The 26,315-nt window shown below is 54.3% G+C and carries 19 protein-coding genes; 9 read left to right on the top strand and 10 right to left on the bottom strand.

Features of this window, described 5'->3' with window-relative positions; all coding sequences use genetic code 11:
• Positions 1 to 8: 8 nt before the first annotated feature.
• On the bottom strand, positions 9 to 3,725 hold the full coding sequence (locus VKV29_RS13930; protein ID WP_324201923.1) for a hypothetical protein: 3,717 nt from the start codon (positions 3,723 to 3,725) through the stop codon (positions 9 to 11).
• A gap of 209 nt (positions 3,726 to 3,934) precedes the next feature.
• On the opposite strand from VKV29_RS13930, the gene VKV29_RS13925 reads away from it, so the two are divergent.
• Positions 3,935 to 6,832 carry a glycoside hydrolase family 20 zincin-like fold domain-containing protein gene (locus VKV29_RS13925; RefSeq protein WP_324201922.1) on the top strand — a complete coding sequence of 966 codons (2,898 nt, stop codon included), beginning with the start codon at positions 3,935 to 3,937 and terminating at the stop codon, positions 6,830 to 6,832.
• A 149-nt stretch (positions 6,833 to 6,981) separates the two neighbouring features.
• Here the strand turns inward: VKV29_RS13925 and VKV29_RS13920 are convergent, their stop codons facing one another.
• The 5 genes from VKV29_RS13920 to VKV29_RS13900 are packed head-to-tail and all read right to left on the bottom strand — an operon-like array spanning position 6,982 to position 11,801.
• Positions 6,982 to 9,600, bottom strand: a complete 2,619-nt coding sequence (locus VKV29_RS13920) for a cytochrome c-type biogenesis CcmF C-terminal domain-containing protein (protein WP_324201921.1) — start codon at positions 9,598 to 9,600, stop codon at positions 6,982 to 6,984.
• Between the two features lie 3 nt (positions 9,601 to 9,603).
• Positions 9,604 to 10,074, bottom strand: a complete 471-nt coding sequence (locus VKV29_RS13915; RefSeq protein ID WP_324201920.1) for a cytochrome c maturation protein CcmE — start codon at positions 10,072 to 10,074, stop codon at positions 9,604 to 9,606.
• Between the two features lie 5 nt (positions 10,075 to 10,079).
• Positions 10,080 to 10,217: a CcmD family protein gene (locus VKV29_RS13910; RefSeq protein WP_324201919.1), complete on the bottom strand. Its 138-nt coding sequence runs from the start codon at positions 10,215 to 10,217 to the stop codon at positions 10,080 to 10,082.
• Positions 10,218 to 10,230: 13 nt separating this feature from the next.
• Complete coding sequence (locus VKV29_RS13905) at positions 10,231 to 11,028, bottom strand: cytochrome c biogenesis protein (protein WP_324201918.1); 798 nt, start codon at positions 11,026 to 11,028, stop codon at positions 10,231 to 10,233.
• 2 nt (positions 11,029 to 11,030) lie between these two features.
• Positions 11,031 to 11,801: a heme exporter protein CcmB gene (locus VKV29_RS13900; RefSeq protein WP_324201947.1), complete on the bottom strand. Its 771-nt coding sequence runs from the start codon at positions 11,799 to 11,801 to the stop codon at positions 11,031 to 11,033.
• A 410-nt stretch (positions 11,802 to 12,211) separates the two neighbouring features.
• Here VKV29_RS13900 and VKV29_RS13895 point away from each other — a divergent pair, with 410 nt between their 5' ends.
• Both VKV29_RS13895 and VKV29_RS13890 read left to right on the top strand, forming a co-directional pair.
• Positions 12,212 to 13,852, top strand: coding sequence for a putative ABC transporter permease subunit (locus VKV29_RS13895; RefSeq protein ID WP_324201917.1), 1,641 nt, complete (start codon positions 12,212 to 12,214; stop codon positions 13,850 to 13,852).
• Positions 13,836 to 14,603: a hypothetical protein gene (locus tag VKV29_RS13890; protein ID WP_324201916.1), complete on the top strand. Its 768-nt coding sequence runs from the start codon at positions 13,836 to 13,838 to the stop codon at positions 14,601 to 14,603. The genes VKV29_RS13895 and VKV29_RS13890 overlap by 17 nt, the downstream gene beginning before the upstream one ends.
• Positions 14,604 to 14,617: 14 nt before the next feature.
• Here VKV29_RS13890 and VKV29_RS13885 read toward each other — a convergent pair whose 3' ends face one another.
• A complete protein-coding gene (locus VKV29_RS13885) occupies positions 14,618 to 16,585 on the bottom strand; it encodes a hypothetical protein (protein ID WP_324201915.1) in 1,968 nt (655 codons plus the stop codon).
• A 474-nt stretch (positions 16,586 to 17,059) separates the two neighbouring features.
• Here VKV29_RS13885 and VKV29_RS13880 point away from each other — a divergent pair, with 474 nt between their 5' ends.
• The gene (locus VKV29_RS13880; RefSeq protein WP_324201914.1) at positions 17,060 to 17,974 is read left to right on the top strand and encodes an RNA polymerase sigma factor RpoD/SigA; all 915 of its coding nucleotides are present in this window, start codon (positions 17,060 to 17,062) and stop codon (positions 17,972 to 17,974) included.
• A gap of 60 nt (positions 17,975 to 18,034) precedes the next feature.
• Here the strand turns inward: VKV29_RS13880 and VKV29_RS13875 are convergent, their stop codons facing one another.
• Positions 18,035 to 18,694, bottom strand: coding sequence for a phosphoribosylanthranilate isomerase (locus VKV29_RS13875; RefSeq protein WP_324201913.1), 660 nt, complete (start codon positions 18,692 to 18,694; stop codon positions 18,035 to 18,037).
• A 143-nt stretch (positions 18,695 to 18,837) separates the two neighbouring features.
• Here VKV29_RS13875 and VKV29_RS13870 point away from each other — a divergent pair, with 143 nt between their 5' ends.
• Complete coding sequence (locus tag VKV29_RS13870; protein WP_324201912.1) at positions 18,838 to 20,844, top strand: DUF6785 family protein; 2,007 nt, start codon at positions 18,838 to 18,840, stop codon at positions 20,842 to 20,844.
• Positions 20,845 to 20,985: 141 nt separating this feature from the next.
• On the opposite strand, the gene VKV29_RS13865 is transcribed toward VKV29_RS13870, so the two are convergent.
• Both VKV29_RS13865 and VKV29_RS13860 read right to left on the bottom strand, forming a co-directional pair.
• Positions 20,986 to 22,260, bottom strand: a complete 1,275-nt coding sequence (locus VKV29_RS13865) for an ABC transporter permease (protein ID WP_324201911.1) — start codon at positions 22,258 to 22,260, stop codon at positions 20,986 to 20,988.
• A gap of 144 nt (positions 22,261 to 22,404) precedes the next feature.
• On the bottom strand, positions 22,405 to 23,061 hold the full coding sequence (locus VKV29_RS13860; protein ID WP_324201910.1) for a peroxiredoxin: 657 nt from the start codon (positions 23,059 to 23,061) through the stop codon (positions 22,405 to 22,407).
• Positions 23,062 to 23,399: 338 nt separating this feature from the next.
• On the opposite strand from VKV29_RS13860, the gene VKV29_RS13855 reads away from it, so the two are divergent.
• The 4 genes from VKV29_RS13855 to VKV29_RS13840 all read left to right on the top strand — a co-directional run.
• Positions 23,400 to 24,107 carry a glycosyltransferase family 2 protein gene (locus VKV29_RS13855; protein WP_324201909.1) on the top strand — a complete coding sequence of 236 codons (708 nt, stop codon included), beginning with the start codon at positions 23,400 to 23,402 and terminating at the stop codon, positions 24,105 to 24,107.
• A gap of 20 nt (positions 24,108 to 24,127) precedes the next feature.
• Positions 24,128 to 25,102 (top strand): UDP-glucose 4-epimerase GalE, encoded by a 975-nt coding sequence (gene galE / locus VKV29_RS13850; RefSeq protein WP_324201908.1) that lies wholly within the window; start codon positions 24,128 to 24,130, stop codon positions 25,100 to 25,102.
• Positions 25,103 to 25,129: 27 nt separating this feature from the next.
• The gene (gene rfbA / locus VKV29_RS13845; RefSeq protein WP_324201907.1) at positions 25,130 to 26,002 is read left to right on the top strand and encodes a glucose-1-phosphate thymidylyltransferase RfbA; all 873 of its coding nucleotides are present in this window, start codon (positions 25,130 to 25,132) and stop codon (positions 26,000 to 26,002) included.
• Positions 26,003 to 26,120: 118 nt separating this feature from the next.
• Positions 26,121 to 26,315 (top strand): hypothetical protein (locus tag VKV29_RS13840; RefSeq protein ID WP_324201906.1); only part of this gene is annotated, 195 nt, incomplete at its 3' end.

Here is a 26,315-nt window from a genome sequence, read left to right as displayed (position 1 = left end):
GCACTCCGTTATTTCTCTAACGTGATCGCTGCGATACGGAAATCGGGAGCGTTCGGTAGCTGAATGGCAATCAGCTTGCTGGTCTCGGTAACCGGCACCACATAGTGATAAAGTCCGACCGCCCCAGGCTGCGGGCCATTCGGGCCGTTATGCCAACGACAGTAGAACCCTACCTTTGATAGGTTAGCCTCTAAAGCATTCCATGGGGCCACGGTAAGCGCCCATAGGTCGGCTGCATCGCCTCCACCCGGAATGGCAAAGACTAACCGCAACTGTGTGGGAAGAGACTTCGAGGCACTAGCGCCCAAAATGTGAATAAACCGATAGACCCCACTCTGCTTTCCTAGCTCAAGCCGCTGCCCCATACAGGCCAGAAAGTCCTCTCCCTTCTCGTTGGGGCTACCCCATACAAAAGCGATACGACGATTCGAGTCGGGGCAGCCGTGATCTACCGACATCCAGATATTCGAGGGGATGGGGCCGCTGACAGCATAGTTCGGTATTAACGCCCTCGGAAACGAAAGCCCTTGGTCATCGAAACTCCCTATCCCGGGCATCATCTCGTTTGTAACGCCCTTGATATTGTAGAGCGTTGACAGGTCCACAAACTGCAACTTCCCATCTACCACTCGCACAAGCTGCACCAAACGGTCATCTACGCGCGTGCAAGCCGTTGTAGAGGCCCACGTATCGCCTACTTGTAAATCCCAAACAAGGTAGTAAAGGCCATTACACGGAGGCGCCGTTACCCATGCGAGAAATCCGTTCAGCTTTTGCCCCGGAGCGACATCCTGCGGAACCGGCGTTGTCTCGTCGTTAAAAACATATTCGGTGCCATCGAGATAGTACCAGTGATAGCCCACCCGCACAAGGTTCTTCTTCCATATCTGAGGGCCGTCGTTCATCAAAGAGATGGGCACCGGCAGCCGGTGAACAGCCGGCAGTTCCCCAGGTATCTGGGTGGAAAGAAAACGCGGGCCGAAATCGTAGGGAACAACGCATATCGGCATCGCATCTATCGAGACCCCATTTCCCTTACCGTCTGCCACCTCCCACCTCACGAGATAAGTCCAGTCATCACGTTGATGCCAAATCGGCAACGGTTTCCCATCCGGAGACATCAAAGGTAGCTGCAAGGTTACCGAAGCCACACTTCCCGGCGCTACATCCTGAGCGAGCATCATCGAAGCATCGGCCATGTCTACGGGGGTCTCTGTCTCATGCCCTGACATGGCTTCCTCTACCCGATAGAGCCGTAATGTCACCCGAAACCTCTCCGAGGCTTTCCACGTCGCAGCACCGTCATTTCTCAGGAGCGCATGAACGGTATAGACGCTTCCGCTCTCCATTATAGGTCGCAGATCGGATTGAATGACCTCGGCCGCAATTGCGGGCAACGCAGAGGCGGTCTCCACCTGTTCTGGCAGCTTCATCATTCCCCCTGGCAAATCCGTGTCGAGGAATGGGGTATCTGCCGCAGCGCGTTGAAGTGTGGTTAAACCGATTTCTAGGGTATAGGTGCCCGGCGCTAGCGGTGCCCCACTTGGACTAAGCACACGTATTTGCAGTGGAATGCTCACATTTTGGCCTGGAGCTACCGATTCGGGCAAGGGAATAGGCTCGCCATAGGCAACCGGAGTGCCGTCTTTTACCCACCGATAGGCTAATGCGATCGGAGTTTGTTTTGCGCCCCAAACCTCCGTACCCGTATTCTCCACCCGAATCAAGGTGTCCACCGTCGAGCCTGCTTCTAGGTGCTGTGGCAACCCAACCGTAAAGAAACGTGCTGATGTCCGATGCAGACCTATCCACTTCTGCGCGTACTCGCGGGTAATATCCACAGTAATGTAACCGTCCTCTAAGGAAGGAGCTACCTCTGTCGCATCCGTATAGCCATTCCAGCTATCCACCAAAATCCAATTAGGGTCTGCCGAAAGCGTTGCGTTCCAGTGCTCACGATAAGTGGCTCCATCATTCCGGGGCACGTAGTGCTTCAGCGCCTCTGCGCTATCGTCACGCACCGTGGGATCATAGCCGGGCGACAGGGTCGCCAGTCGTATCCACCCTCCTTCTTCTACAGTTACGCCCTTGTCACGAGCCAACTCGAACGCCCCGTCCAACGGCATTCCATGATAATCAGGGGTGCCGATAAAGAGGAGATCGGCACCTGCAAACTCCTCAGAAAACCGACGTCGTAGGTCGGCAAAAAGCGAGGGCGTTGGCGATGCAATCGCGTCTGCATGGGTGATAAACACAGGATAAGCGATGCCGCCCCCATTTGCCGCGTCAAACGGCACACTAAAGCGAAACTCAGGTGGGATATGCCGATAAAAGTCACGAATGCCGCTGTAAATCGCCTCTTCCGTTAGCTCGCGCGCGTCCTTTAGATCGAGATAGAGGGCCACAAGGGGATAGTCTTGTCGTGAGGCTTTTGCGGCTAACAAAGCCACCACTAACGCGCTTAGCCCTTTATCTGCATATTGATTTCGCGCCGTTAGACGATACACCGGCAAAATAACATCTATGCCCGCCTGTCGCGCCGCCACGATCTGCTGCAAATGCCAATCTGCACAATCGTAAGAGAACCACGGCCCAGAGCCGTCTAAGGGATGATGGGCCAAAGCGGTGCTCCCGTCATTATGCACCACGCCTTCAGGGGGCGCCTCCTTCCTCGGATCGGCCTGGTAGTTGTAGTAGTAGAGGGCCATCAAAGCGGGCGTAATAGGCTGAGGCTTATGCGGGGCGATCTGCCGTCTAGGGTAAAAGGTTATCGGAACAACCGGTTGGGGCGCCTGCGGTTGGAATGGTGGGTGCTCACGAGCCTGCTGCGTATTAAGGGTTACTAGACCGGCGCTTGTTTCTCCGCCAAATACAAAAGCCGATTCGGCATTCCACTCACCTGGGCTAACCGTGCCATCAATGACCGGCTTGGCCGCTGCAAAACGTGGACAAACGAAAGTGTCAATATGGGCAGGCGCTGCAGCCTCACTCAACACAAGCTGTCCCCATAAAGAAGGGTTATAAAGATCGGACGGGCCGGTAACTCTTGGAGATAAACAGAGCAGCTTGGGGCTGTCGGGGGTGGTGGACTGCGTTGCGACCGTGAAGCCCAAACGCAACCCGGGCGCCGGTTTCACTCCCAAATCTACCCAAGGGATCGCCGCTTCTAGCGTATACCCCGATACAAAGGTTCCTGTAAGGCGTTGTGCTCCGTGAGGCGCTACAGCATATTTGATGATCTGCGAAAGCAAGGCGATTCGTTCGGCCTCACGCTGCTTCTCATCTACCTTGCTCTCTTGTATCTGCTTAAGGCGCCCGTTGATATCCTCCATCCCATTGAATAACGGCTTGAAATCGGGTCCCCGATAAAGTTGCAATCCACCCACAGCACTGGCGGCCACCACCACCGTCTTTGCATTTGGCTTGGTGATCGTGTGGTCATCGTCCGTCTGGATAAGCACAAGGATGGCATCATCTTTGAGAGGGTCGCTGAAAGGAGTCGAGTTTGTTCCGTGAAGCGTGGCCTTATTGACCACCACCCCAATGTAGAGATACTGATCGTCCCATCCCGTATAGCCGACCACCCGATTTGGCCGCTCAGGCTCGGCCAACTCTAACGCTGTACTGTTGGAAGAAAGAGAAGGAGGAGACGTTTGCCCATAGGATCGTACGAGAGTAGGCAACCACCCTATGAAAAGGGCTACAGCAATCGTAATACGCTTCACAAAATCCTTCCTCCCAAACCGGCAGCATTGCTAGGATTTGGGAATGTAGCATTTTTGTACCCCCTCTGTCAAGCGAAGCCAGATACCCTCATCTAAAGACGATAGCTCGCGCCTAACCTGCCTCCAACTTTGTATATCGCGGTGCAAGCTAGACAATCCGTCTCAGACCTCAAGCAGGATTTTGCTCGACCTGTCTCGAATAGGAAAGTATGATACGCTCTGTGATGTCCGTTCTCTTAGTTGTAACCCTCTGGTTCTCCCTAAGTACTTCAGCAATGGCACAAGCCCAAAATCCCAACCCAGCAACGCCTACCTCTATCGGCCCGTGGAAAGCCTGGTTTGAAAACGGCGCGATCTCGTTGGACTATCAGGGCATTCCGTTTGCTCGAGGGGGTCAACTGCAACTTTTTGCCCCGAACTACGCACAAGGCTACTACAGCTCCGCCGCTCATCCCCCAGATGTTTCCGTAACGCCCCAGCCCGATGGAAGTCTCACCTATCGTGCCGACTTCCATTATGATGCCACCAATCGCCGTTTCAACGGTGTACAACAGATCACGGTCTCACCAAACGGAACGATTCGCGCTGCCCTTCAAGCCAAATGGCAAGACACAGCCCCGGCGCTTATAGAGTGGAATCCACTCCGAATTTGGGCCTATCTGCTGGTCGGTTCTACTCAGAACTGGGTCACCCGTGATGGTCAGCAAGGCCAACAATCTATCTCTTACTTTCCGGTTCCCTGGCGCAGTGCCCAAATTCCCTTTCTCCGTTCCATCTTCACACACACGGCTATCGGAGAGATAGAACTCGCCTATCAAGCAGATGAGGGCGTCTGCTTCGATGCCCGCTCCGACCCCTATCTTGAAGGAGAGCCGGTTTTTTGGTGTGGACTTCTTGGAAGCACGTTGTCCCCTGGAGAGACCTTCAACGAAACGCTAACGTTGAAAGTCGTTCCTTCCCCAACTTTGCCTGCTCTACAGACCGCCAAGCGAAGCGAAACGCTCTCCTTAAAGCGAATCGATTCTCAGCAAGCCCAAGTAGGTCCACAACCGCTCACCGATGCGCAAGGACACCCCATCCTCGTGCCTCAGCCAAAGCGGGTGGAATTCACCCAATCCGACTATCCGATCCCTAAAAAACTACCCCTTTATCTCTACCTGCCACACACTAAGGACGGAGAACGCGTTCACCAAGCTCTCAACGAGCTTGCACATGAGTGGGCCTCAGAGGACATTCACTTTACTGTCTCTCACGGCACCTGGGAAAATCGGGGGCTTTTGGTGGCCGTAGCCGATAGACCGTTACCTATCCAAGCACCCATTCCTCCCGTCGTCCCCGAAAGCTACGCACTTGAGGTAACTCCAACGGCTGTTATGGTGGTCGGCAGGGATGCAGCCGGTGCATTCTATGGTCTACAAACCCTTCGGCAACTTCTCCAACGAAACAAAGCAGGCCAACCCACACTTCCCCAGGTATCCATTTCGGATTGGCCTACGCTTGCCTTTCGAGGCGCTCACCTCTTCGTAGGCAAAGAGGCGCTTCCTTTCCATGAAAAGCTCATTGATCGAGTCTTCTCACGCCTCAAGCTCAATAGAATGGTAATTGAGTGCGAATATACGGCCTGGAAATCCCATCCTGAACTCCATGTTCCTTTTGCCATGTCGCCTCACGATCTCGCCAAGGAGGTGGCTTTCTGCCGCGATCATTTTATGGAGCCTATCCCGCTCATTGAAACGCTGGGGCATGCACAATGGCTGTTCGCAAATAACCAACATAAAGACCTCGCCGAAGATGTCAACACACCCTATGCCTATAACGTAAACGACCAGCGTACTTACCGAATCGTTTTCGACATTTTCAACGAGGCGATCTCCCTCTTTCATCCCCATCTTTTCCACATCGGACACGATGAGGTTACCCTTTTCGGGAAGTATCCGGCCCGACCCAAAAATCAGCAGGACGGGCTTGTCAAACTATTTGTGGCCGACACGAAACGCCTGCACGATTGGCTAGCTAAGCGCGACATCCGCACCATGATCTGGTCGGATATGCTGCTCAACCCGCTAGAAGGTACTCCAACGCCACAAAATCCCTCACTATCCGCAGCCAACGCTCCCACAATTGCCGATGCTCAAGCGATGCGTGCCGCCTTGCCAAAAGATATCATCATCTGCGATTGGCGCTACGCCCCAGGCAGCGAACAGCGAAATGGCCTTGCTCTCTTTCAAAAGGATGGTTTTCAGGCCATCGGCAGCGCGTGGTACGAGCCGGAGAATATCTGGGGCTGGGTTCAACAGGTTCTACAAAATCGCTCTTTGGGCACGCTCCAAACGACCTGGGCCGGCTACAATAGCAACGAGAGCCTGTTATCCGAAGATTTTCCGCAGTTCAGCGCCTTCGTTTTGGCCGCCGAATACGCTTGGAGTGGCACTAACCTAAAACCCCTCCTCACCGGTCAATCTCGCTCCCCAGATACCTTGTCCTACACGGCTTCCGAACTTTTTACACGGCTCTACGGCGATCTGCCCGCACCCGGGGTGGCACGACCTGGCTGGTTCATCTCACTTTCAAACTCTGCGAACATTCAACTGGCGGAAGGAGATAACGGCCTGCCTTGGCAGACGGTTCTTACCCCGTCGCAAGCGAATACTACGGGTACAAACGACACCAAGACGGGCATTCTCTACGCCAACGACGGCCGTGGCATTTTGCTGCGTGGCCTCTACACAGCAGGCTCTCACCTCACCCCCACGAGCCTCGATATTCCTGTAGACCGACCTGCGCGTACGATTGCCATTCTCAGTGCCCTCACTTGCGACATTGGGCTAGGCAAAGTGGCGGCTTCTCTTATCGTCGCCTATACCGACGGCACAAACATCACCATCCCGCTGCGTTCCGGATACGAGATAGCGGCACTGAGCGATCTCATCCCCTCACGCTCCTATTTTGCCTCCACCATTCCCTACAGCATCGGGGCACATACCGTGGCACTGCGCCTCTTCCGCTGGCGTAATCCCTATCCGCACAAAGTCATCCGCTCGCTCACTTTTCGCGCGGAGAACCCATTCGCCGGCCCCATACTCTTTAGCATTACCGGTGTTGAATAGCCTGCGAAGAATGCTCCGTTTGTCATGCATCGTATGCTATCCTTGGCTGTTCCGCACGGTATCTAACTGTTTGCCGAAACGACAAGGGCAGACCCTACTCGCAAATAGGAGGGTCTGCCCACTATGAAAGAACCACAATGCAGCTCTTATTAAGGGCGGCTTGGTCTTCGAGCAGCTGCACGGACCGGTTCAGGGCGGGTCGGTTTGCCTTGTTTTGTCGGTGGAGTGCGTTTAGGTTCTGCACCGCTTGTCTCGTCCTCATCCTCGCGTTCAACCGGCAAGAGAAAACCGGTTTCCTCGATCTTCTGGGCTTCGCGGGCACGCCGTACCATGGCCAAAAGAATTCCGGCTACCGCCAAAAGCACGCCCGTCCACACTAAGTTTATTCCGGGCTTATACGTAACCGACAGCGGGATCGTCCATCTGGCCGGCAAATCGGGCAAGCTAAACGCAATGCGTGCCTCGTTGCTTCCAACCTTTAAGCTATCTAAAATGGCCACTCCAGGCCTTCCCTGCGAGTCGGTAAGCTGGGGCAAGGCTTCACCGGTCTTTATCAGCATCGGCATGCCTTGAGGGGTACGCATGAGGGAGCCATCTGGTGCATGCACAAACTCGATGCCTGGCTCTGCTGCAACGATATGATCCGGTGTATTGAAGGGTTGTTCGGGATCGGTGATGCCGATGATAGCTCCCATATACTGCAGGGGCCGTGTGACAGCTTTATAGTAGTAGATGCGATAGGGCCCCAACTGTGCCACGGAGCGAGGCCGCATAGTTACATAGGGCAGCTCCACACCCGGCTGACTGGCCAGCGCGATATAGAGATCATGTCCGACGTACTTCTTGATAGAAGGCCATATCATGGTATCAGGGTTGCCCTGCGCCTCCTCTTCTACCGAAGGACGCGGCACAAACCACCGTGGCTCCATCAAAAACGTTTGACTATTGCCCGAAGCATCAATCTTGTCTCCACCGGGCGGGGTGATGCGCAACATCACCCTGTTCTCCGGATCGTACTCCGGATCGAGAGGTCGCTCCGGAAGTGGCTTGCCGGTCATCCCTTCAAAAGAGATGGTGTAGCCAAAAACCTTAATCGGCCCCTGCCCCTCCTTGAGGGTGACCAGAGCAGTCCGCTCAAAAGTATTCGAGAGGATGACCCCGATAATCAGCACCCCAACACCCACATGGGCGATCCAGGCCCCGGCGGATAAAGGCTTTTTGCGAAATACCCGATAGGCCAGCATGGCGTTCGATAGAGCAGCCAAAAAGCCCAACGAGGCCATCGAGATCACTAAAACTCGCTGTCCGCCCGGCCCCAGCCATTGATGCAATGTATCGTTCAGCACCTGCGGATCGCTCACGGCAGCTATTGCACGCTGCGAGCTTAATACCCAAAAGAAAAGCCCAAACCCAAAGGCGATCATAATCAGCCAAGGGATAAGCAGCTTCTGTTTAAACTTCTCAGGGTCGGTTCTTCGCCAGGCCAACCAAGGAACACAAGCAATAACAAACGCGGTGATCAGTACAACCGGGAACATCGCCTTGTTATAAAACACCGGTGCCGGTGCACTCGGTGGGCGATGCAGCCAACTAAGGAAGAGTGGCGTGGTAGAGCCTAGCGTCACAATAGCACAGGCGATACCCATCAGCAAAACAGAGAGCATGAGAGCGAAGTCACGAGATAGAAGCGAGTCGCCCATAGAGGGTCGCTTCGGCATTGTCCGTAGGCGCCACAGCCACAAAGCCAGGCCACCGATGCCGTAAAACAGCAGCATGGTAACCATTAACACCAGGCCGCTTTTGCCGATGTTGTCGAAGGCATGAACCGACAGCAACTGCCCGTTGGGCATCTTCGAGGCCAGCGCTCCGGATCGCGTTAAAAAGGTGCCTACCAAGAAAAGCCAGAATGCCAGAAGCCCCAAAAACAGGTTCGTACGCACCATCGTCCGCCGTGTGCGCTGGGCCAGCAGGCCGTGCGCTAACGCCGTAACCGCCAACCAGGGAAAGAACGAGGCATTCTCTACGGGGTCCCAAGCCCAAAAGCCATGCCAACCTAGCGTTTCATAAGCCCAATACCCGCCCATAAAAAGCCCTAACCCCAACACCGCACTCGATAGCAGCGCATAGGGAAAAACACGGGGCGCCCATCCCTCATAATCTCGCCAAATAAGGGCTGCCGCTGCATAGCTGAAGGGCACTGCCAATGACGCAAAACCGAAGAAGATAGTAGGAGGATGGATGGTCATCCAATAGTTTTGAAGCGAGGGCGTCAGACCAAATCCATCCGGCGGGACGCCCGGCATTCCCGGATGCGCCTTAAGAAACAGGGTATAGGGCGACTGTTTTATGAGGATAGCGCACAGAAAGGCGATTACAGAGGTGTAGATCGGCATGACGCGGGCCTCGTAACGCCGTGCCCGCAACATCACCACACAGCCGATAATGGCCGTCCAACAAGCCCATAAAAGGAAACTGCCTTCTTGCCCCGACCAAGTTGCAGCCAAACGAAACCAATGGTTGTGCAGATCGTTGCCCGTGTGCTGAACCGCGTAGTCGTACTGATAGAGGCGATGATAAACGATATAGGCCAACGCCCCAAAAGCGGTGAGCACACTTACACAGGTTAGGGCATAGAAAGCGCGGGCAATGGAACGCCACAAAGTCTCGCTAGATCGCAGCCAAAGTGCCACAGTGTAGGCGATAATGACCAGCAGAGAGGCACTCAACCCCACAAAAACGGCAGTGCTGCCGATAGTCCCCGGTGTCATGGGCTAAGATATCCCTCCCTTACCGTAGGGCAAGGGTTTTCGACTGTCATCGTACTTTGAGGGACATTTTACCACCATGCTCGTTGAAACAAAAACCGTTTGGCCATTTGGTAGATGCTGCACCGTGCCCGTGACGGCGGTTTCCGGTGCGGTATCAAAGCTCTCTGGCTTCGCCCCCTTATAGACAACCTCAATGGTCTGATTGTGGGGGTCCTGCAAAATAAAGGTAAGCGCCTTCATTTGAGAGTCCCAGCGCACGGTTTGGTGCAGAATTTTTCCACGTACCTGCACAGGGCCGGTGCTCCGCAGGGCGGTGGCGATGTCTACGTACGGCGTCATCGAACTGGTAAATGCCCAAAGCGTGAAACCGATGGCGAGACTGATGATCAACCCTGCGATGATCGGCCCGAGCTTGAACCCACCTGCCCCACGCCGCGTTGGCGATGAACCTAACACTTCTGCTAAACCCTGCATGGGCGTTATAGAACCTCCTTCTCCTCTATACGAATCTCCATGCGCCGAATGGCACGATCCACCATGAGGAGGTAACTAAAGAGGCCTAGCCACACGATCAGCGGCACCAGCATCACAAAAAATAGAACGGTTGAGTGGCTCATCGAAGACAAACTCCTATTCCTTTTCCGTAAATTTTTCAGCAACGTGTTGATGCCCCACGGCCTCCTGCATTCCTTGCCGAAGGCTCAGTTGCACTTGTCGCACACGAAGTTGAAATAGCCACACGAACAGTAGGGTAAATGCTAGAAAGGACGGGTAGAGCACCAATTTGTAGCTCAGGCTCGTGTTGGACGGGTCAGAGAGTGTAGTAGTTGGGTGCATCGTCTGCACCAAGCGCGGAACAGCCCAAATAAGATATTGAGCTGGTACCAGCGCCACAAGGGCGTACACGCTGCTAAGTCGCAACCGCCGGTCTAAATGCTCCGCTAAGGCCCCCCGCAGTACGAGATAGGACGCATAGAGCAGCAGCATGATCACAATCGAGGTTTCACGCGGGTCCCAGTTCCAAAAACTGCCCCACTGCACGCCGGCGAACAGGGAGCCGGTAACCGTTGCCAACAGACAAAAGAGAAACCCAAGCTCCATCGCCGTTGCCGACTTTATGTCGTGCAGGGCCGATTTGCTTCGCTCCCCTCGCCGTAGGGCCGATAAACAGAGAACCGCATAGATAACCCCTACAAAGTAGGCGATAGAAGAGAGCACAGCACAGGGAACGTGAAAAAAGACGATTCGGGCAGGATCGCCTTGCCTGCCAAACCCCACGGCGCCCTTTGCGATGAAGAAAGCTCCTACAATGACATAGGTCATCAAAAGACCTGTGCCGATCTTCCACCAGGCGCCCGATATCGTTCCCGAACGTCGTTCGGGACGAACCTGAGGCTCGTCCAACTCTTTATTATGTATAGCCGTCATTATTAATCTTCCCAGACATAGTTGAACAGCAGTGCCGAAACCGCCACGATCAGCACGCCGAAACTCAGCACTCCCCCAATATTCTTTACGTGTAACATCACCGGCGCCCCCTGCATGTAAAGCGAGCCTGCCGCGTTCAGTAAGAGCAACAGAAACACCACCAACGTTGGCAGTCCCACCGCCCCATAGAGCGCTCCACTGCCCCGTGCTTTAGATGTAAGGGCGGCAATAATGGTGGCCGTGCTGGCCAAGCCCAAACACCCGCTCAACATAAGTATCAGAAAGGCGAATGGCTGGCCCATCGGCAAACCGGTAATCGCCATATAGATCGGCGTCACAACCACAGCGACACCGCACAACAGCAGCAGATTAAAAAATAACTTTCCCGCGTAAACTGCCTCCGGAGACGCATAGAGTCGCAACGTAAACGCCGTGCCCGTCTCTTCCTCATGCACAAAGGCATGCGACAGGCCGGAGAAAGCAGCGAAACAGAGCAGCACCCATAGCATCCCCATCTTTGCCGGCGCATTCCAGGCTGGCCGCATTACACCTCGTGGGTCGGCCACCAGCTCTTGCTTTAAACTTTCCGTGGCTAACGCCAACAACAGCAGCGAGGCGAAGGTAAAGACACCTACAGCACAAAGAGCAACCCGCGTGCGCAACTCCGCCTTCAGGTCTTTCATCAGGATCGTGCGTGCTTGCCGAAACCATCCCCCCTGTTTCTTTAGACAGTGGCTACGCCATTCTGTTGCAGATGCCTGCGCCGCACTCACCTCCGTCAACTTACTTTACGCTCCTCTCACACACATCTATCGGCCACAGCCTTCTGTCTCCGCGCAGATTGGGCGCTCTCTAAGTATCGGCAGTTTCGCCAAAACCTCCAGATCATCGGTAACATGCTTGTGCAAACCTCATGCACACATAACTGCTACCCTTACCCTACTCGCCCTCTTATGTCATTATACCTTTTCTGAAGATGGTAACCGGTAACACTGACTCGGTATTGGGTTTGCCAGCAAAGAGAGCTATCGCCTGTCCTTCTATCGGAGACTGTTGAAAGGCTGTTTAGCGAAACGAGGGTTCGCTCTCACGCGTGGACACTCCAAGACTGCAGGGGTCGTAACGAACGTGCCTACTTGTGCTAAAATGGAAGCGGTCATTTTTTAGATAGTGCGGAAACGGGATGCTTTTTTTTCTACTACGCCTACACCTGCTGTCGCTTAAAAACAGCTGCCGAACCTCTCTACAAAATCAACCGGTTGGCGCGATGGCCGTTATCGTCGCCGGCCTGGCCACTTTTGGCTTTACCTGCGTCTTCTTTCTCTGGGCTTTAGTCGCTGCCCAAAAACTAGGTATCCTCCAGGAAAGCCTGTTCCAGCTCTCTTACTACCTCTTCCTCCTGCTTCTGGCAGGCTCCGTTCCCTTTGTGGCCTCGACCCTGTTGCTTGCCGAGGACTATACTCTCCTTTTTTCTACACCGCTTCCCTCTTGGGCTATCCTCACAGCCCGTCTCATTGAGGCCACCATCGTCAACTCCCTACAGTTCTCCGCCTTGGGAGTGCCGGCCGTCCTTGCATCGGGCCTTGCCCTTTCCCTATCTCCCATCGCATGGCTGATGCTGGTCCCGCTCACCTTCCTTTTTCTACTTCTGCCCGCGCTGTTGGTTGCCCTAGGCCTCATCGTTCTGCTCCGCATCGCAGGCCTTTCGCGCATGCGTGCCGTCATCAGTTTCCTGAATGTGCTTATGGGCGCCCTCATCTGCCTCGACATCGCCGTAGCAGTACCTCATTCGCCGCTCTTTGCCCTCCTCGCCAATGCGCATTCGCTTCCCTATCCTGTGGTTTCGCATACCGTGCCCATCACCGCCCGTTTGGCGCCTTCAAGCTGGTTTGCTGCAGTGCTGCTTGCCCTCGGTGGGCAACAACCTTTAAGCAGCGCCCTATCTCCCGCGCTCGCCCTGCTTGTGAGCAATGGACTTCTCTTCGGAACGGTGCTTTTCATCGGCCGTCACACTATTTCGGCCGAAACGCTCGCCAATGAGCGTTCTCGCACGGTTCGCACGTCCAATACAAATGGACAAACCCTACTCAGGCGCCTGCTGCCTGAGCCGATCGGCGGGCTTGTCGAGCGCGACCTTCATCTTATCCTGCGCGACTCGGTGCTTCTCTCCCAGCTAGCCGTACCGGCCATTCTCTTTGCGGTGCCCTTTGTCCTTGCCCTGCCCAATCACTCCGCCGACACCTTAGGTCTCCTTTTCTATCTTGCAGCCATGCTGCTTGGCATTATCCTCTACACTCAAACATCTATTCTTAGCCTCTCTCTGTTGGGCATGGAGGGACAAGGATATTGGCTGGTTCTCACGGCCCCCATCACCATTCGCTCCAATCTTTTTGCTAAGTGGCTCACATGTACCGGCATCTCCGGAGGCTTTGGGCTGCTTCTTGGAACTCTCGACGGCATCTGCTTCCACGGGAGGTTTCTGGAGGTGATGCTACTGCTCGGAATTGCCGCCATCATCTCGGCCGGGCTTTGCGGTATCGGCGTAGGCTTCTCGGCCATTTTTCCCCGATTTCTTCACGATAACCCGGCTGTGCGGGTCAGCCCATGGGCGCTTATCCTGGGTTTCGTGGCCGCTACCCTCTATGTCCTCAGCGCCGGTGCAGCGCTCGCCCTCGCTGCCCTAGCCGCAGCCGACTATTTACCCGCAAAAACGCTGCTTATCCCAACGGGCATCTGCCTATTTCTTCTCATTTCGCTTCTGGCGGTCATCCTCCCCATTGAGATCGGCTCGCGAAGGTTGGAGGCCTATGAGTGGCCCTACTGAGCCAACGTCACGCCAACCAGTTTCTCTAGCGATCATCGCCCTCATTCTTCTAGGCCTCATGCTCGCTCTTATGCCCCTTCTCCATTGGCAACAGGGCGAGATCGCTCAAGAAAGAAGCCTGTCGAACCTCAGGCGCTTAGCCGACTCGCTGCAACTCTATGCCCAAGACTATGATGGCTGCCTCATGCCGCCGGTAGAGTTCCGTAAAGAAGCACCTCCCCTCACATGGCCGGTTCGTGCACAAGGCTACCTCTCCTCACTCCCAGGGCTACTCGATAACCCGGCCAACCCCGTTAGCGCCGCTCCCCATCCGCTTACCGATCCAAGCCATCGCTACCGCATCCCCACATCCTACGCACTCAATCGCCGTTTCTTTGGCGTCTTTAGCAAAGGCCCCTTCTCGCTCGATAATTTGGAACTGCCCGAACAAACCGTGCTGCTTGTGGAGGCCGGCCCCATGTGGAGCCATACAGGACGTGGAACCAACAGAACGCCAACACCGCACTCTATCGCGCGCCTCGACTACGGCGACACGACCGACCGGGTACAAGGACTAGTGTGCTACCCATCCACACACTTCGGCAAAATGGCCGTCGTTGCTGCCGACGGCCATGCAAAATCGCTTCGTGTGGCACACTATGGCCCCGCCGATGGCCCACACGACCCCCTCTACGGCCGTATCGGTGACGATATCTACAATTGGAACGGCGGTCATCCCAACGGGTTAACGGATACTCCGCCACGCGAATAACGCCGCATCGGCCCTCAGCCGCCGATCAAGCCATGGTAGCGCCCCATCCAGTACGGCAACAACCAATGCGTTGCGTCTAACTCTACCTCGCCTTCCCCTACCGAGTCGGCCACAAACGGATTCATATTCCACTTATAGGCCCCCACCTCTGCCGGAGATAGTACCTCCTCCAACTGCACTCGACCGAACCTATCGCGTTCTAAAGCGATTTTTACATCCCTGCGATGGCTGTTTTTCATAGCCCAATTTCGCAAATCCAACGGACTTTCCTCTAACCAAGTAGTTGCAGCGGCAACATCCTCCTTCCTGCCCGTACAGGCCGCATAAAGAATGTTGTGCAGAGCAGAACGTTGTGGCCGCAGTATTCGTTGCGTCCGCTCCAAACTAAGACGGTAGAGAGCACGCAGCGAGGGATTGGTCTCCAACTGCAATAAGGGATAGTAGGCGCAGGCTGCAAGCTCGTCGTCGGAATGGTTATCGGTGCCTATTGGCGGCAACACTTTCTGCAGCAGCGTGTTCAGCGCATAATGATGCCTCTGTATAAGGTTCCGGTAGGCCTCTTCATAGCGTGGGCTAGGACATAGATACATCGCAACCCGTAAATGCGAGAGAATCTCCAGAGCGTTCAATCCACGCTCGTCCTGCCACTCCGGATCATCGTTTATCTTCTCCGGAGACCAAACACCCCATGAGGTCACTCTACCATCCGGCCCCACCAAAGTGAAACCGTGGTCGAGAATATGATCGGTCACGCAACGGCACACGGTGGTGATCTCCGCCCTCTCCTCTTCAGTTGCCACCAGTTTGTAGTAAAGATACCATGCCAAATAGTGGCCATCGATCTCATCGGAGGAGGTATCCCCCTTGAAAAAGGTGTTCTGCATGGTGGGGGAGAGGTACCAATTCGGGCCGGGATCCGACTGAAACACCCGCTCGCCCGGGCGGATAAGCGCACGTGCCGGGAAACCTGGAACACCGGTAACATAAACTAGGTCGAGAAGCGCTCGCAAGGAGCGCCGTGCTTGATCTGCCGCGTCCTTCTCGCGTGTCACCGCATAGCGAAAGCATTGTGACGCCAAATATAGCGCCGTCCATAGACCATCGTTATCGGTGGCCTGAAGAAGCACACTCTCTAGGTCGCCCGGCCGGGTCAAAAAACATTCGGCCACATATCCGTTGCGCTCATGACGTTGTTCGGTCAGCCGTTGGTAGTGTTCTGCCTTTTGTAGTAATGTCATAGGGCGTCGTTCTATGTGTACAATCCCACCGCGCGTCGCGATCCAGGCCCCACCTCTTCGGTCCGACGCAATAGAGAGCACCTCATCATCCGGCAGCCAGCGTCTGCCGGCGTAGTATCTCCACGTGCCATCGCGCAAGCAGGCAGCGCCGTGCCTTGTGCCTATCCACAAAACTCCATCGGCTCCAAAATCCATGCAGCGCACAGGAAGAACCGGCGGAGGGGCTATTGCATCCACATCTTGCAACACACCGCCCTCATATATATAGAGCCGCTTGTTACCCGCTATCCAAAACGTGGCGTAGGCACCGGCAACAAAGGAGCAGAGAGGCACACCTATCTCAAAAGACTCCCACTTTCCCTCCGCCCGTCTCCATATCTCCGAACGGGTTGCGACATAGATGTCTCCTTCGGGGGAAATGGACATCTCAACGACATGCATCCCCTGCGGCAGAGGAACGGCCCCCTCCCCTTCAATAACGAGACTCTCAGTACCTAACTGAACGAGACGGTTATCCGGCAAAAACCCAAAGCCTAGGACTTTGGGGGCAACAGAATATGCACGACGCCGATTTTGGTAAAAAATCCCCTGTGCCGTGCTGATACATAGCGTGCCCCGAGCGTTGACTGCCAATCGGCAAACATTTTTGCTAAAAAAATCGTCTAATGCAGTAAGAGGCGTCGCGACGTCTTGCAAAAAGGCATCTGAAGACCGTGCAGTGGGTGATTTAGAAAGTGCTCTCATTGATTTATCTCCTTATCGTCTGCACGTCGTTCTCAGCGAGCTTCCTAATCAGAGGAAACTGCCTCAGGAAGCATGATGAGACGAGATTGTATGGATGCGATAGGCAGAACGCGAACGCCGTGCTTCCCTTATCCGGAAGCCAAAGGAGGGGTAACCAAGGCCGTCGCCGCATCGTATGACGCTCGACGGCCGCAGAAACAGAAACTCGCGGAAAAACCTCAACACCCGTGTTTTGCTCATCTGGTGTAAAACACGAGTATTTACCGGTTTTTTGCAAGTGATGTAGGTTTCTAGCGATGAGGTGAACCCTCCTATGGAAGAAAACAAGGTAGAAATTTTTTCTTACCTGCCTCGCCATAAGGATAGGTTGTACCCTGCTGTATGAATAAAGAGGACACACCATAGGGAACCTCTTAACCGGAGACACGCTCATTCTAGAACCTCGATCCGATTTGAACGAAAGGCGTTCGCAAGATGATGAAAGAGCGGAAAAAAGAATCGTCACGGAAGTCCGTTAACTGCATAGACCCTCCGCCGAAATCCGCCCATGAGGGCGAACAGACATCTCAAGAGGGGACCTCCTACTTGCGATTCCTCACGCGTAGGCGCTTGCTTACGGCAGAAGAGGAGATCGAGCTGGCCTACCGCGCGCGTCAAGGCGATCAGCAGGCACGTAATCTGCTCGTTGAGGCCAACATGCGTCTGGTTGTCGGCATTGCTCGACACTATAACACGTCTCTTATCTCCTTTGAAGATATCGTCCAAGAAGGAGCGATCGGTCTCATGAAAGCGGTCGAGCGCTTCGACCCACAGCGAGGCTGCCGCCTCAGCACCTACGCCACCCCCTGGATACGCCAAGCCATCAGCCGGGCCATAGACACTAAGGCGAAAGCCATTCGTGTGCCCGCCCATGTTGCCGAATCGCTGCGGCGCCTGGAAAAGGCGCGTCTGCAGCTTCTCACCGAACTTCAGGAAGAGCCTACCGCCGAACAACTCGCCGAGCGTTTGGGAATGCCGGTGGTTAAAGTTCGCCTCCTGCTCCAAACGGCGCAAGAGCCGCTGTCTCTCGACACGCTGGTGGGCGAAGAGGAGAGCACACCGCTTCTCGCGCTCCTCAACGACCAGGATACCGTAGACCCCCAAGAGGTTGTGATCGAAGAGGAACGGCGTCAACAGATAGATAGCCTCTTCTCTATTCTTACCCCGCGCGAGGCCGAGGTCATGCGCCTGCGGCTTGGCTTCGAGGGAAACTGCGAACAGATGCTCCAGAAGATAGGAGAGACCCTCCATCTTTCGCGAGAGCGCGTGCGCCAAATTGAGATACTGGCTATGAAAAAACTGAAGGCGGCCGCACGCCTGCGTGCGTTAGAGGAGTATCTCGGCACCTAAAAACGCCACGGCTTGGGCTACAGCCTCCCGTCTAGCTTTGGACGTGGAGGCTCTTTTATTTTACCCGCTTGCCTCGCAGATATCGGCACGACGTGCGTTGGCCACAAAGTGCCGTATTTTCTGTGGGTCTTTCTTGCCGGGTGCCATCTCAACCCCACTCGATACATCCACACCCCAAGGGCTAACCTGCCGAATCGCAGCCGCCACATTCTCCGGAGTCAACCCTCCGGCCAGCACAACAGGCACCGACACCCGGCTCTTTGCAAGGCACGCCAAATTCCAATCAAAAACCACCCCACCTCCTCCTAGCCGCTTTTCATTATAGGCATCCAACAGAACACCGGAAACCCTCAAACCTTCTAAGCGGCTCTCTATACCCAAAGCATCCTCCACACTGCGCATTCGACAGGCTAATATCAGCCCTCGCCCCTGCAATACCACCGAAAGCAACCCCCGCTCCTCCAAACGCGGAGGCTCGTAAAGCTGAATTGCATCCAGCGGAACCCCACGCAAACGCGCCGCGTCTGAAAGGTTGCGGCAAACTCCTACCCGCGCCACAAACGGCGGAAGGCCCTCCAATAAGTCCTCCAAATCGCTCCGATCGCCTACGTAGCGGGGAGTGTTCGGCACAAAAATAAAACCTAAAGCATCGGCGCCTGCCTCGGCGGCAATCCAGGCATCCTCTTTATTCGTAATGCCGCAAATTTTAACCCGAATCAAAGCCTCTTCTCCTTCAGCAAATAGACTGACATCGCATAGATTATGGCAAAGTTTTGGTATACTGCTTCTGTCTTTCCTTCAAACAATAGGATGCCTGGTGCGCACCAAACCTCGGGAATATCTCGTGAACAGCATGTAAAGCTATGACCATAGAAAGAGTACCCGCATCGCAAACAACAACCGATCCTTTCGAGAAGGTTAACATCAATGCCGCCGTGCCCGAAAAAGGACTTTCCTTACGCGCTATCCTCCTAGGTCTCTTGCTCACGATTCCGGCCACGTTTTGGACTACCGTCATCGAGGTGCGTTGGTACTCGCTAGACGGCACCTGCCTGCCTCTGTTCATCATGCCCATATTCTTCCTCTTCTGGCTTGTCCTTCTCAATCGAGGCATAAAATCGCTTAAACCACGTTGGGCACTCTCTCAACAGGAGCTGCTCTTCGTCTACATCATTCTCGTAGTCGGCACCGTTATGGCGGCACACGACATGCTTCAAAACCTCTTTGGTTCCATCGGCCATGCCGCCTATTTTGCCACCTCCGAAAACCATTGGCAGACTCTCTTTTTCCCTCTGCTCCCTAACTTCTGGCTCGTGCGCGACCCGGTGGCGTTAAAAGGTTTCTACCGTGGTAGTGTTAACCCCTACGACCCACACTATTGGATGCCCTTTATCGCCCCCCTGTTCTGGTGGCTCCTCTTCATCGGTACGCTCATCGGCATCTGCCTCTGCCTTAACATCCTTATCCGTACCCGATGGAGCGGCCATGAACGGCTTGCCTTTCCTATCGTGGAGTTGCCTGTCGCCCTTACCACCCAGCACCAAACGAAGGCTGCCGATCTGCTATCCAGCCGCGCCATGTGGGCAGGCTTCCTTCTCGCAGCCGTCTTAGACCTGATCAATGGCATGCACAATCTCTATCCCTCCTGGCCTTACATTCCTGTACTCAAACTCTATAACATCGGCCAATACTTTACCAACCGGCCGTGGAACGCCATCAGCGACACAAACATCTCCATGTATCCCTTTGCCATCGGCTTGGCCTACTTCGTACCCCTGGATCTCTCCTTCTCTTGCTGGTTCTTCTTCGTTGCACGTAAGCTTTTTCAAGTGTTTGGGGCACTTACAGGCCTTGACGGCCCCGGCAGTGGCGGCTTTCCCTACTTCCCCCAACAGGCGAGTGGGGCCTGGATCGCCTGGGGACTAACGGTAGTTTGGGCTTTGCGCGGGCAATTTCGCCATGCTTGGCGTGTGGCATTTCAGCGTGAACCTCTCAATGCGCTTGAAGAGCCGGGAATGGTGCGTCATTATAGAGATGCTTTCTTTGGCTTGGGCATCGGCATACTTATCCTCGCTATCTATAGCTGGCGTATCAACCTATCTCCTTGGGTCGCTATTCTCTTTTTCGGCCTCTATTTTCTGCTCGCCATCACCATCACCCGCGCCCGAGCCGAGCTGGGCACCCCACACGAAATCTACTTTGTAAACCCACGCCTTATCCTGGTGACTCTCTTTGGAAGTCAAACACTGGGAGCACAAAACCTTACCGATCTCTCCGTCATGTACTGGTTTAACCGAGGCTATCGGTGTCATCCGATGCCCAATCAGTTGGAAGCCATGCGCATGGGCGAAATGGCGCGTATTCGCCAAAGCGCCATCATCACCACCCTCATAATCGCCTTCATTTGGGGCGCCTTAGTCGCCTGCTGGGCTAACATCCACGTCACCTTCACCAACGGCGCCACCGCAAAGTGCATCGGCTTCAAAGTGTGGGTTGGTGGAGAAAGCTACAACAACCTGCAACAGTGGCTACAAACCCCAGCACGTGTGGATATTCGCCAAATCTCCTACCTTATCGGTGGCTTTCTGCTGGTTCTGTTCCTACGCCTCATGCGAGGGGCTTTTCTCTGGTGGCCCTTCCACCCTGCCGGCTATGCTCTGGCCGTCTCCTTTGCCATGGACTACTTCTGGTTCTGTTTTTTCATCGCCTGGCTTGTCAAATTCTTCCTGGTGCGCGCAGGCGGTATGAAAGCCTACCAAGCCGCTATCCCCTTCTTCTTGGGCCTCATCCTTGGCGACTACGTTATGGGCGCTTCCTGGGCACTCTTCGGAGCCTATAACCATCTCCAGGCCTATAAAATCTACATCTAGTGCTGACGTTTAAATCCCTGCACAACCATATCTTCCGATAGAGATGCTTGCAGCTGTTACCGTGCTTCTTGACGTCTTGTCGGAAATCTCTCCCACATCGGATCGCATAAGTCGAGATATTTTGAAGAGCACATCGGAGCGCTACTCATGACGAAGAGCCTCAATAGGGTCGAGCCGAGCCGCCCGAATGGCCGGCGCCACCCCAAAAAGCACGCCAATGAGCGTGCAAACTAAAAGCGCTAATAGGACGAGCGATGGCGAGATAAGGGGATGAAGCACAGAAAAGTGGCCTATAACGCCGCAAATACCCCATGACAAAACCAACCCTATCCCTCCACCGATCAGTGATAAAACGATGGCCTCCGTTAAAAACTGAACAAAAATGTCGCTGCGACGGGCCCCTACGGTTTTGCGGATACCGATCTCGCGAGTCCGCTCTGTTACGGTCACCAGCATAATATTCATAATCCCTATTCCGGCCACAAACAGGGAGATCGTCGCGATAAGCCCGAGCAAAGCTTGCGCCATGTTGATCAGTTTGTAGACGATCTTAAGCCCGGTTCGCTGGGTTATAAGCCCAAAATCTTCCACCCCGTGATGGTTCACCAATAGAGTGCTTTCTATGGCGTGTATCAACTTATCGGGTGGATGCCTGTAGTCGGTCTGCAACACGATCCGATTGACCTGCACGTGCGGTATCACTCTGCGTACCAAAGATGCAGGCAAATAGACAAGGGTATCGAAACCCGGCACAGGCCCTCCAGGCATATCGCTGCCGGGCGGCTTTCCTAAAACCCCAACTACCGTCCAGCGATGCCCAGCAATAAACACCTGTTTCCCCACCGCCGAACTCTTACCGAAAAGCGCAGCATTCGGCTTAGCTCCTAAAATACACACATAGCCAGCATCATCCGAAAAATAGTGCCCCTCGACCAGCGGCGTGCGATTCATCTGAACGCCTGCCTCATTCGTAGCTACCACAAACGCTGAGGCTACAATTCCGTTCGGGCCTTTCACGGTTCCACTTACGAAATAGACCGGAGAGACCCGCACCACTCCTGGCACACGGCGCAGAGCGGCTACATCGTTCTCCGTGAGTGGCGAGACCCCTAATAACGCCGCCGGATTGGGTTGCCCATTCTCATCAAGCTGGCCGGGCACGATCATGGCCAAGTTGGCTCCCAAACCATCCACTTGCCTGGCGATCTCGGCACGTACCCCCTGTAAGATGGCAATGAGGGTAACAATAGCAACTACCCCAATAACGATACCGCTGATGGTAAGGGCCGAACGCAGAGGGTTGATGAGTAGCATGCCAAAAGCGTCACGTACTAGCTCCCTCAGTCGCGGGGCAAAAGACAACTTTATGTCTTTCGGGGTGAGTGAAGCCGCGCTCTTTTTGTTGGCCTCGATCATTTAGAGTGCTCTTCTCCTTTCAGAGTCACCTCTTGTATACGCATAAACCCTCTCACAAACTTCACCACCATCGTCTTCTACGGAGGGAGCAATAAAAAAGAGAGGCAGAATAACACTGCCTCTCTCGCTAACCTTTCGGCGGTGCTAAATCTTCTTCTTGGCGAAGTACCAGTCCTTAACTTCTACGCCCTCCTCATGGCTAAGGCGTTTCTCCACACCCTCCAATGTGGTTGGAGCGGGAACGATCACCTCATCCCCAGGTTGCCAGTTAACCGGTGTAGACACCTTGTTGGCATCGGTTGTCTGCAGCGCCTTCACCAACCGTAAGATTTCGTCTACATTGCGCCCGGTGGTGAGCGGGTAGTAGATCATCGCGCGCAGAATGCCCTTGTCATCAATCACGAACACCGCACGCACTGTGGCCGTAGAGCTTGCCCCTGGATGGATCATCCCGTAAAGTTGCGCCACGTTCGTGTTCAAGTCCGCTATCATCGGATAGGGTATCTTGACGCCGAAGTTCTCCTCCATGTTGCGTATCCAGGCCAAATGAGCGTAGACGCTATCTATGCTCAAACCGATGAGCTGGGTGTTAATCGCCTTGAACTCCTCGTAACGACGCGCAAACTCGACAAGCTCCGTGGTGCACACCGGAGTGAAATCCGCCGGATGGGAAAAAAGAACCACCCACTTGCCCCGAAAACTGGAAAGCGTAATTGGGCCTTGCGTGCTCTCCGCCGTAAAATCCGGCGCAGGCTCGTTGAGCCGTGGCAGCGAACGCTGTGCTACAACTTCCTCACTCATCGAAATCACCTCCTCGAAATTTCTGGTCTTTTAATACGACTCTCGTACTCAGCTGCAGGCTGAACTGAGGATTGACCGGGTTGGCCAACATGAGAAATGTTGACTTACTTGGTCTGTATTATAAACATTATAGTCCCTTCTACGATGCGCTGTCAATAGATGTTTCCCTTGCAGCCGCTATAGATTCTACCCAACTTCTATCAGAAATGGCCTCTCTTGCCTGCTAACCCTCTAGGTCTGCCTGAGGAGTGGGTATAATGCTATCAAATCGTTCAAAAGCTCCCTTACCGTCGTAAATATCTGACAAGCCGCTTCGTCCAATTTGAGGAGGATCGCAGTTGGCGAAACCCGCCTATCGTCTTTCCGTGCTCATACCCGTATACAACGAGCAACCAACGATTTTAGAGCTTTTGCGACGTGTGCGCTCGGTTAACATTCCAAAAGAGATCATCATCGTAGATGATGGCAGCACGGACGGCACAAAGGAGCTACTGCGCACACAGGTAGAAGGCCAATTCGACGACGTAGTCGTCATCTACCACGAGCAAAATCGAGGGAAAGGGGCTGCCATTCGCACCGCCATCGCTCACGCTACAGGCGACTACGTGATCATTCAAGATGCCGATCTCGAATACGATCCCCGTGAATATCCTTCCCTCCTCGAACCCCTCCTCGATGGAAGAGCCGACGTGGTCTTCGGCAGCCGATTTCTCGGAGGTGGGCCCCATCGTGTCCTCTACTTCTGGCACCGCGTGGGCAATGGCTTTCTTACGCTGCTCTCTAATATGCTTACAAACCTCAATCTCACCGATATGGAGGCCTGCTACAAAGTCTTTAAACGCGAGATCATCCAGTCGCTTCCCCTCCGCTGCAATCGCTTCGACTTTGAGCCGGAAGTTACAGCCAAAGTGGCCAAACGACACTATCGCATCTACGAAGTGCCCATCTCCTATAGCGGTCGTGACTACTCGGAAGGCAAAAAAGTGAGCTGGAAAGACGGACTTATCGCCATCTGGACTATAATAAAATATCGTTTGACAGACTGAACCATAAAGGAGAACGGGTTTTGATTCTGGTAACCGGAGGTGCCGGCTACATCGGTAGTCACTATGTTCTGTATGCAATGGAACAGGGCGAACAGATTGTGGTACTCGACAACTTGGTCTACGGACATAAGGAGGCGGTACCGGAAGACATCCCCCTCGTCACCGGCGATATGGCCGATACAGCACTGCTCGATCACATCTTCCAAACCTACCCCATCGAGGCGGTCGTCCACTTTGCCGCCTATGCCTATGTTGGTGAGTCGGTGCTGCAACCGGCTAAGTACTATCAGAATAACGCCCTTGCGACTTTCCAGGTGCTTGAAGCCATGCGTCGCCACGGCGTTCGCTACTTCGTTTTCTCCTCCACATGCGCCACCTATGGCGACCCCCAATATATTCCTATAGACGAAAAGCATCCACAAAACCCCATTAATCCCTACGGCGAGTCAAAACTCTTTGTTGAGCGTGTTCTTCACGCCTACGATCGAGCCTATGATATGCGCTTCGTCTCCCTGCGCTACTTCAACGCCGCCGGGGCCGACCCGCAAAAACGCATTGGAGAAAGCCACGACCCAGAAACCCACCTCATCCCGCTGGCTCTCCAGGTCGCACTCGGTAAACGCGAACACATTACCATCTATGGCACCGACTACGACACCCCTGATGGAACCTGCATCCGCGACTACATCCATATTCTCGATCTGGCTCAAGCCCACGCCCTGGCACTGGAGCGTTTGCGCAAAGGCCTACCGAGCGCCTGCTATAATCTTGGCACCGAACAAGGCTACTCGGTACGTGAGGTCATTCGTACCTGCGAAACGATCAGCGGTCGCCCCATTAAAACGCTCGATGGCCCAAGGCGCGCCGGTGATCCGCCACGGCTCATCGCCAGCTCTACCAAAGCCAAACAGGAACTGGGCTGGCATCCCCAGTTTCAAACGCTGGAGGAGATCGTACAAACGGCCTGGAATTGGGAACAAGTGCGTCGCTACTGAAACCTAGCTTTGGAGGTCCTCTTTTCGATGAAAGGAATCGTTCTGGCCGGAGGCGCGGGAACACGCTTATATCCCGCTACTCTTGCCATCTCAAAGCAGTTGCTGCCCGTTTACGATAAACCCATGATCTACTACCCCCTCTCTACGCTTATGTTGGCCGGTATTCGTGACATCTTGCTTATATCTACGCCTCATCATCTCCCTCTCTATCAAGAATTGTTGGGCGACGGCAGCCAATTCGGCATCTCACTGAGCTATGCCCCGCAACCACGCCCGGAAGGGCTTGCCCAAGCGTTCCTTATCGGCAAAAACTTTCTTAACGGCTCCCCGGCTTGCCTGATCTTAGGCGACAATATTTTCTATGGGCATGGACTGCCCGCAATGCTTCGGGCAGCGGCCTCACGAACCACAGGCGCAACCATCTTCGGTTATTGGGTGAAAGACCCACAACGGTACGGCGTCATGGAGTTTGACCATCAAGGCCGAGTCCTCTCCATCGAAGAAAAACCCAAAATCCCAAAGTCCAACTATGCAGTGGTAGGCCTTTACTTCTATGATGCGCAGATTACCGAGATCGCAGCCCAGGTAAAGCCCTCATGGCGTGGGGAGTTGGAGATCACCGATGTTAACAACCGCTACCTCCAAATGGGGCAACTGCACGCCGAACTCATGGGGCGTGGATTCGCTTGGCTCGACACCGGCACCCATGAGGCGCTCCTCGAAGCCTCCAATTTCGTTCGCGTTATCGAAGAACGACAAGGCTTAAAGATCGCCTGCCTCGAAGAGATAGCCTATCAACTCGGCTACATCTCCCCCGAGCAGGTGCAAAACCAGGCCGAACGTCTTAAGAATACCGACTACGGGGCTTACCTCTTGCGTCTTATCTCAAAAGAGCGTTAACCACTTACCATCTGACTCCAAAACCCAAGTAAAAACACCTGTTGTCTCAAACCTTCAGACGTGATATAATGACAAGCAAGCTGTTGTTGTAGTAGTAGCTGCTGATGTGGAAATCTCAATGGTTGTTGATAAGACTGCCGAAAGAATGGACCCAAATACGCTTTTGGAACGCTTACTGCGGCTTGAAGAGAAGATCGAGGAGTTAAAACGCGAAAATGCTCTTCTACGTCAAGCGCAACAAGCCCAGGTCGCATCGAAAAAGGGAGAGGAAACTGCCCCTGCAGCCTCACGCCCTGAAGCGGTCGCAGCTGCC

The sequence above is a fragment of the Chthonomonas sp. genome, assembly GCF_035294165.1.
GTDB lineage: Bacteria > Armatimonadota > Chthonomonadetes > Chthonomonadales > Chthonomonadaceae > Chthonomonas.
Note: the sequence above shows the minus strand (reverse complement) of the source record. Positions and strands in the feature narration are given on the sequence as shown.

Coding starts and splice junctions, on each gene's coding strand:
- VKV29_RS13920 (WP_324201921.1), bottom strand. CDS start 9,600: ATGACACCGGGGACTATCGGCAGCACTGCCGTTTTTGTGGGGTTGAGT.
- VKV29_RS13880 (WP_324201914.1), top strand. CDS start 17,060: ATGATGAAAGAGCGGAAAAAAGAATCGTCACGGAAGTCCGTTAACTGC.
- VKV29_RS13910 (WP_324201919.1), bottom strand. CDS start 10,217: ATGAGCCACTCAACCGTTCTATTTTTTGTGATGCTGGTGCCGCTGATC.
- VKV29_RS13890 (WP_324201916.1), top strand. CDS start 13,836: ATGAGTGGCCCTACTGAGCCAACGTCACGCCAACCAGTTTCTCTAGCG.
- VKV29_RS13905 (WP_324201918.1), bottom strand. CDS start 11,028: ATGACGGCTATACATAATAAAGAGTTGGACGAGCCTCAGGTTCGTCCC.
- VKV29_RS13885 (WP_324201915.1), bottom strand. CDS start 16,585: ATGAGAGCACTTTCTAAATCACCCACTGCACGGTCTTCAGATGCCTTT.
- VKV29_RS13870 (WP_324201912.1), top strand. CDS start 18,838: ATGACCATAGAAAGAGTACCCGCATCGCAAACAACAACCGATCCTTTC.
- VKV29_RS13915 (WP_324201920.1), bottom strand. CDS start 10,074: ATGCAGGGTTTAGCAGAAGTGTTAGGTTCATCGCCAACGCGGCGTGGG.
- rfbA (WP_324201907.1), top strand. CDS start 25,130: ATGAAAGGAATCGTTCTGGCCGGAGGCGCGGGAACACGCTTATATCCC.
- VKV29_RS13865 (WP_324201911.1), bottom strand. CDS start 22,260: ATGATCGAGGCCAACAAAAAGAGCGCGGCTTCACTCACCCCGAAAGAC.
- VKV29_RS13860 (WP_324201910.1), bottom strand. CDS start 23,061: ATGAGTGAGGAAGTTGTAGCACAGCGTTCGCTGCCACGGCTCAACGAG.
- VKV29_RS13925 (WP_324201922.1), top strand. CDS start 3,935: ATGATACGCTCTGTGATGTCCGTTCTCTTAGTTGTAACCCTCTGGTTC.
- VKV29_RS13895 (WP_324201917.1), top strand. CDS start 12,212: ATGCTTTTTTTTCTACTACGCCTACACCTGCTGTCGCTTAAAAACAGC.